This window comes from Bacillus sp. PPSBB_11 (assembly GCF_038023285.1).
Taxonomy (GTDB): domain Bacteria; phylum Bacillota; class Bacilli; order Bacillales; family Bacillaceae; genus Bacillus; species Bacillus altitudinis.
The window spans coordinates 1,103,496-1,110,458 of sequence record NZ_CP150633.1 but is presented as its reverse complement, the minus strand read 5'-3'; the positions used below and the strand labels follow the sequence as shown (position 1 = coordinate 1,110,458).

General features: G+C 42.9%; 7 protein-coding genes. 5 read left to right on the top strand and 2 right to left on the bottom strand.

The window, feature by feature from the left end:
• Positions 1 to 286: 286 nt before the first annotated feature.
• Positions 287 to 1,099, top strand: coding sequence for a zinc-dependent metalloprotease (locus V7L95_RS05600; RefSeq protein ID WP_025208148.1), 813 nt, complete (start codon positions 287 to 289; stop codon positions 1,097 to 1,099).
• A gap of 52 nt (positions 1,100 to 1,151) precedes the next feature.
• Here the strand turns inward: V7L95_RS05600 and V7L95_RS05595 are convergent, their stop codons facing one another.
• Positions 1,152 to 1,337, bottom strand: coding sequence for a 2-hydroxymuconate tautomerase (locus V7L95_RS05595; protein ID WP_008343530.1), 186 nt, complete (start codon positions 1,335 to 1,337; stop codon positions 1,152 to 1,154).
• 107 nt (positions 1,338 to 1,444) lie between these two features.
• Between V7L95_RS05595 and V7L95_RS05590 the strand changes: the two genes are divergently transcribed.
• Both V7L95_RS05590 and V7L95_RS05585 read left to right on the top strand, forming a co-directional pair.
• On the top strand, positions 1,445 to 2,107 hold the full coding sequence (locus V7L95_RS05590) for a site-2 protease family protein (protein WP_017360077.1): 663 nt from the start codon (positions 1,445 to 1,447) through the stop codon (positions 2,105 to 2,107).
• 12 nt (positions 2,108 to 2,119) lie between these two features.
• Positions 2,120 to 2,638 (top strand): YwhD family protein, encoded by a 519-nt coding sequence (locus tag V7L95_RS05585; RefSeq protein ID WP_007497712.1) that lies wholly within the window; start codon positions 2,120 to 2,122, stop codon positions 2,636 to 2,638.
• Positions 2,639 to 2,763: 125 nt separating this feature from the next.
• Here the strand turns inward: V7L95_RS05585 and V7L95_RS05580 are convergent, their stop codons facing one another.
• Positions 2,764 to 4,833: a transglycosylase domain-containing protein gene (locus V7L95_RS05580; RefSeq protein ID WP_081114229.1), complete on the bottom strand. Its 2,070-nt coding sequence runs from the start codon at positions 4,831 to 4,833 to the stop codon at positions 2,764 to 2,766.
• A gap of 225 nt (positions 4,834 to 5,058) precedes the next feature.
• On the opposite strand from V7L95_RS05580, the gene speE reads away from it, so the two are divergent.
• Both speE and speB read left to right on the top strand, forming a co-directional pair.
• Positions 5,059 to 5,889, top strand: coding sequence for a spermidine synthase (gene speE / locus V7L95_RS05575; RefSeq protein ID WP_003214614.1), 831 nt, complete (start codon positions 5,059 to 5,061; stop codon positions 5,887 to 5,889).
• Between the two features lie 69 nt (positions 5,890 to 5,958).
• Complete coding sequence (speB, locus tag V7L95_RS05570) at positions 5,959 to 6,831, top strand: agmatinase (RefSeq protein WP_007497709.1); 873 nt, start codon at positions 5,959 to 5,961, stop codon at positions 6,829 to 6,831.
• Positions 6,832 to 6,963 lie beyond the last annotated feature (132 nt).

Below are 6,963 nucleotides of genomic sequence, written 5' to 3'. Positions count from 1 at the left end.
AAAGTCTGACTTTATCTTTTCTAATATCAATTTTTTCTCCCTTATATGATGTGGCTGGGTCTATGACATCATTTTAGAAAAAGGCGGATGATTACTATGTAAATGACCCAGACCAAAAGTGCTGTTTTTTGATGAAATGTGTGTCAAAATATCCGAAAAATTAGTGAAAATGACATGTTTCGACTTTCTTCCTGTATATCCAATTCCCTGTTTTTGACTGAATAGAAGGAAAATGGTGAATTTTCAGTGAATATATAACTTTGTGAAAAACAAAGGAGGGATAGGAATGAAAAAGCGTTCAGTCTTTTTGTCATTTTTATTGGTAGGTAGTTTGTTACCGGGGGTAAGTTCAGCTTCTGCACCAGTTGCAAGTGCAGGTCATGGGCATGATCATGATCATGCGCCGTTTGAAACACATATTAGTGAAGGGTTGCCAAAGGCAAACGATTTTAAAGATTTGACGAAGGCACCTCCTATTGAAAGAGATGTGACAACAAAGATTTTAGATGAGTCTGGTAAACAGGTAGGGTCTAGAACCTTTAAAGCAAATACAGGAGATTCGATTTCAACAAAAGCTAGTACAGGCAGTCAGAAAGTGACCGTCTATGCAGTAGCTGATGCGCAGTATCGTGCGAAATATAGTGATTGGCAGACGCGCATTGTCAGCATCATTGAGCAAGCGGATGTGACATTTAACCGTGATCATGATGTGGACTTTGTCGTACAAGCCGTAGGGTCTTGGACGTCTTCAGGATCAAATGCATCACAAATTTTGTCTAACCTTCAGCGCAGCTTTGATGGCAGAGGATACGATTTTGTCACAGGATTTACAGCAAATCCAAACTTTGATGCTGGCGGAATCGCTTATGTTTACAATAGTGCACCGAGCGGAAGTGCGTTCAGTGTCAACCTTGATCAAGGAACAGCGAATACAGCAAAAGCGGCTACACATGAATACGGCCATAACTTCGGTTTGCCGCATGACCCTCAAGGCAGCGGAATTGTCTGCTTAATGAATTATGATTATTCTTACACTGTCGATTACTTCGATGCGGCTCATAAAAATCAAGTGAACCGTAATAAAGCTTGGTACAGATAAGGTAAGAGACAAAAGGACAAACACCGAAAAAGTGTTTGTCCTTTTTATATGCTTACAGGTCGCTCATTCGCTTTCCTGCTACAGCATAATGTTCTTTTTTCATTTCTTCAATAATGACAGAGACTTTTTCTGCACCTGCGCCTGTTGTTTCAACAACGGCATCTGTGACTTTCTCCACAAGAGCTCTTTTCTGCTCATCTGTTCTTCCTTCAAGCATTTGAACGGTGATAATTGGCATGGCGAAAACCTCCTTTTTCCTTTCATGCTACGCTTCCCTTTAGTTTAAGGGACTTCTTATAGTATACTGAATGAAGTAAATCATTGTATAGAAAGAAAGAGGGATTCATGCCTTTGGACCAATTTCTTGTTTATCCATTAGAACTGATTCCATATGTCGCCATTACGCTTGTTGTGGCTTTTACGATGCACGAGCTGGCGCATGCATATGTTGCGTATCGTTTTGGAGATCCGACAGCTAAAAATCAAGGGAGACTGACGCTCAATCCATTGAAGCACCTTGATATTTTCGGGACGATCTTGATCTTTGTGGCTGGGTTTGGCTGGGCGAGGCCTGTACCTGTGAATCGGTACCATTTCAAAAACCCACGTCTCGCAGGGATATGTGTGTCGATCGCTGGACCTTTAAGCAATTTGGTTTTGGCATTTTTGGGCTTTTGTGTGTATGCGCTTCTTCAGAAATTTGGCGGGGAGTCGCTCATTCGCTTTGAGCCGGGGATCGATTATTTCTTCCAAATCTTTATTAACTTGAACGTGATTTTGTTCCTATTTAACTTATTACCGATCCCGCCGCTGGATGGATATCGTATTATTGAGGATGTTGTCAGTCCCGGCATCCGTGCAAAGATGACGCAATTTGAACAGTATGGAATCATCATTTTCCTCATCTTCGTCATCACGCCGCTAGGTCAGTTTGTTTTTGTTCCGTTGATCGGAATGCGGGATCAAATCATATACTGGTTTAATCTTATTTTGAAGCCGCTGCTTTAGGAGGTTTAATGAATGGAAGGTAAAAAGAAGAAACCAATTGGTTTTAATATCATTAAAAAAACAGATGCAACGGATGGGCATGGAGGTTTTGGGGCAGGTGCCCTCAGCCTTGATAATATCTCACCAGTGATCATTGATGTGGAGGAAAAGGAAGCCGTCATTGATATTGGTGCGATGCATGCAAGAAGTGCCGTCGAAAAAGGAATTAAATTTTTAAAAACCAAAGAAGAGGTGCCTAACGGAAAACCGTATTGGCTCGTATGGGTGACGATTGACCGCAGAGAAGAGGGGCCATATTATGCTGGTGTCACAGCTTGTGAAATGACGGTTGACCGCTCGATCCGCAGAGGATATAAGTCGCTTCCTGAGCATGTGAATTTAATGGATAAATCCATGAAGCGTAAAATCGTTGTCAGTCATATGGATGATGGTTCGAAAAAGGTGCTCGCTGATTTCTTGAAGAGTCACAATGAGGCGTTATGGGAAGCATCCACAGATGAATTAAAAGAAGGATTGGCTGTTCCTGAGTAATTGTGAAATTTTTGTGAAGAATGATGAATGGATACCAATTCCAGTCGTTTTTTCAGTAAACTGGTGTTAAAGCTAGGACATGGAGAATCCCGAGATGCAGATCTCGGGGTTTTTCATGTCCATTTTTAACGCTTCAGCCACTTTTCCCACCATTTCTTAGGCTGTTGATCCTGAGCCATGTCTTGCTCAGATGCTTTGTTCTCGGCACCGTAGCAGACACCGGTCGGCTCCGTTCCTTCTATAAAATAGGTAAATACCTTTGATTCGCATCCTGGGCCAGCGAGATCACCGGTTTTTGGATTGATATATACGCCTTTTACACCGTCTGGCGGCATGAAGGAGGAGGCTGGCTGATTCGAGAGGGCTGATTCCATAAAGGAAGCCCATATCTTTTTCGCATAGGCGGTTTCTTTGACCGAGTCAATGGTGCGTCCTTTATCGTAGCCGGTCCACACACCTGTGACGAGCTGGGGAGAGAAGCCGATCATCCAGCTGTCAGCGCCTGTCGTCCCTGATTTTCCTCCATAATTTCTGGTAAGATCTTTTGAAATGGTACGACCTGTGACACTTGTATAGCCATTTAATTGATCATTGAACATCCCTGACATCATGTCAGTGGTGACAAATGCTGCTTTTTCATCTAGTACTTGCTCTCGTTTTTGTTTCTCCTCAAAGAGTACGTTGCCCTTTGCGTCCGTTACTTTCGTAATAAAGGTTGGTTTGACGCGTTTTCCTCCATTGACCAGCATCGCGTAAGCATTGGTCATTTCGATTGGTTTGACAGGTGAAGTACCTAGCGCAAGTGAAGGCACTTGATCTAGTTTTTCGTGAATCCCGAACGTTTTGCCTGCACGTACAAGCTGTTCCATTCCTAAAAATAGATGGGTTTTGACCGCATAAATGTTATCAGATAGAGCCAAAGCTTGAAGCATCGTAATACCGTCATTGGCGTAATAGCCATGATAGTTGCTTGGTGAATAAGCGGCGCCGCTTCCTTGCTCATCGAGTTCAAAAACAGTTTCTTCACTGCGCATCACCGTTGCTGGAGTGAACCCATTTTGCAAAGCCATGTAATAGAGAAGTGGTTTCATTGTTGAACCCGGCTGTCTTTTTGCTTGTGTGACACGATTGAATGGGCTTTTCTCGTAATCTCTCCCGCCTATGAGGGCGAGTACATGCCCTGTTTGGGGATGGATGGCAGCAAAGCCGATTTGGATATCTGATTCAGAATCCATGATGTTGGTTAAAGTCTTTTCAGCGATTTTTTGTAATTCAGGTTGTAAGGTCGTTTCGATATGAAGACCATACGTTTCAATTTGTTCCTCGGTTAAACCCAGCGTTTGTTTCAGTTCGCGAATGACATCATCATAAAAATACGGGGCCAACTTTGCTTGCAGCTGCTTTTGCTTGAGCGGGCGATAGGACAGCTTTTCCTTGCTGGCATCAGCAGCCTCTTTTTTCGTAATCATGCCATCCTCTTGCATTTGCCTCAGAATCATATTCTTTCTTGCGCTGGCTTTCTCCTCATTCACATAAGGGGAGTAGAGAGAAGGCCCCTTTGGAATACCGGCAAGCAAGGCAGACTCAGCTAAAGTTAAGTTCTTCGCTTTTTTTCCAAAGTAAAGGCGGGATGCCGCTTCCACGCCGTATGCGCCGTGGCCATAATATATGGTGTTCAAGTATCCTTCTAATATCTCATCTTTTGTATAGTTTTGTTCTAAGCGGATCGTGTAAAAGGCTTCATTCCACTTCCGCTTCCATGTTTTATCATGATCTAAATATAAATTTCGTGCGTATTGCTGGGTGATCGTGCTGGCGCCTTGTACCTTTGCCATTGCACGAATGTCTGCCACCGCAGCACCCGCCATGCGTTTTACATCAAAGCCGTGATGCTGATAAAAGGTTTTATCCTCAACCGCGACCACTGCCTGCTGTATATGAGGGGACATGTCCTTTAACGGAACCCAATATCTCTTTTCTCCAAAGCTTGATTCGCCAAGTTTAGACCCATCGGCTGCATAAATGGTCGTGGATTGGGGAACTTGAACAGAGGGAGCGCCTTGCCACTTAGCAAGTAAAAGAATCGTCAAAAAGACTGTGCCTGCAAATAGAAAAGCGAGCAAGCCGATAAAAAAACAGGCCCGAATCGTTTTCACGGTCATGCGGATTTTTTTATTACTCATGATTGTGTCCATGCAAAGCCCCCATTTTGACGGTTTTTTATCAGTATGGGACAAAGAAAACCGTTTTAAACAGGCGACTGCAAGGGTGTGCTTTAAAAATGAAGTTATCTCATGCGGTTCTTTACAATTTGATACGAATCCACTATACTTTTTTCTTGGACAATCGATATAGTCATAGCCGATAAAAGGCGCTAACAATAGATGTTTGTTTATTATTGGATGAGAGGAAGATGAACAATGAGCGAACTTTGGTATACAGAGAAGCAAACGAAGAATTTTGGCATTACATTGAAGGTGAACAAAACCCTTCACACAGAACAAACAGATTTTCAGCATTTAGAAATGGTGGAAACAGAAGAGTTTGGCAATATGCTGTTTTTAGACGGTATGGTGATGACATCAGAGAAAGATGAGTTTGTATACCACGAAATGGTGGCACATGTTCCTCTTTTCACTCATCCAAACCCGGAAAATGTCCTTGTTGTAGGCGGAGGAGACGGTGGTGTCATTCGTGAAATCCTGAAGCATCCAAGTGTGAAAAAAGCGACACTTGTTGATATTGATGGCAAGGTCATTGAATACTCGAAGAAGTTCCTTCCTTCAATTGCTGGGAAACTAGACGATCCTCGTGTAGATGTGAAAGTCGGAGACGGCTTTATGCACATTGCGGAAGCCGACAACGAATATGACGTGATCATGGTTGACTCAACTGAGCCAGTTGGACCAGCTGTAAACCTGTTCTCTAAAGGATTTTACGCAGGAATCTCAAAAGCACTCAAAGAAGACGGTATTTTCGTTGCACAAACGGACAACCCTTGGTTCACACCTGAGTTAATTACAAATGTACAGCGTGATGTGAAAGAAATTTTCCCGATTACCAAGTTATATACAGCGAATATCCCAACATATCCAAGCGGTCTTTGGACATTTACTATCGGTTCTAAGAAGTATGATCCACTTGCTGTAGAAGACAGCCGCTTCTTTGATATTGATACGAAATATTACACAAAAGAATTGCACAAAGCGGCATTCGTTCTGCCGAAATTTGTGAGCGATTTAATCAAATAAATCAAGCGAAATGGAAATGCGCAAATGTCAGTTTGCGCATTTTTTGAAGCGTAAAAGGAGGAATCTTGTATGAGATTCGACGAGGCTTACTCAGGAAAAGTGTTTATTGGAAGTCATCCGACATGGGAAGATGCGAAAGTCATTTTATACGGGATGCCGATGGATTGGACCGTCAGTTACCGTCCAGGCTCACGTTTTGGCCCGAACCGTATTCGTGAAGTATCCATTGGATTAGAGGAATACAGTCCTTATTTAGATCGTGAACTGCACGAGGTGCCATTCTTTGATGCTGGCGACATCCCGCTTCCATTTGGCAATGCACAGAAAAGCTTAGATTTAATTGAAGAGTATGTTGACAGCATTTTAGAAAAAGGGAAGTTTCCATTAGGAATGGGCGGAGAGCATCTTGTGTCTTGGCCGGTTTTCCGTTCGATGTATAAGAAATACCCTGATTTGGCCATCATCCATATGGACGCACATACCGATCTTCGTGAGGAATATGAGGGTGAGCCGCTTTCACATTCGACACCGATTCGTAAAGTTGCAGGACTTATTGGACCTGAAAATGTATACTCTTTCGGCATCCGTTCAGGGATGAAAGAAGAATTTGAATGGGCAAAAGAAGCAGGCATGCACATTTCTAAATTTGAAGTGCTGGAGCCATTGAAGCAAGTATTGCCAAAGCTGAAAGGCCGTCCAGTTTATGTGACAATTGACATCGATGTACTTGACCCAGCTCATGCGCCTGGTACAGGAACGGTAGATGCTGGCGGTATTACGTCAAAAGAACTGCTGGCATCTATTCATGCCATTGCTGGTTCTGATGTGCATGTCGTCGGTGCAGACCTTGTAGAGGTAGCGCCTGTATATGATCATTCTGATCAAACGGCGAATACAGCAAGCAAACTTTTGCGAGAAATGCTGCTTGGTTTTGTGAAATAAAAAAAACCTGTCCAATTTCTAATTGGGCAGGTTTTTCAAAAGTAACTTTTACCAATTTATACAAACGGCTAGGCCGCCAACACCTGTGATTTCGGCAGCAAGTCCTTTAAAAGCTTCTCCGCCAATTTTTAA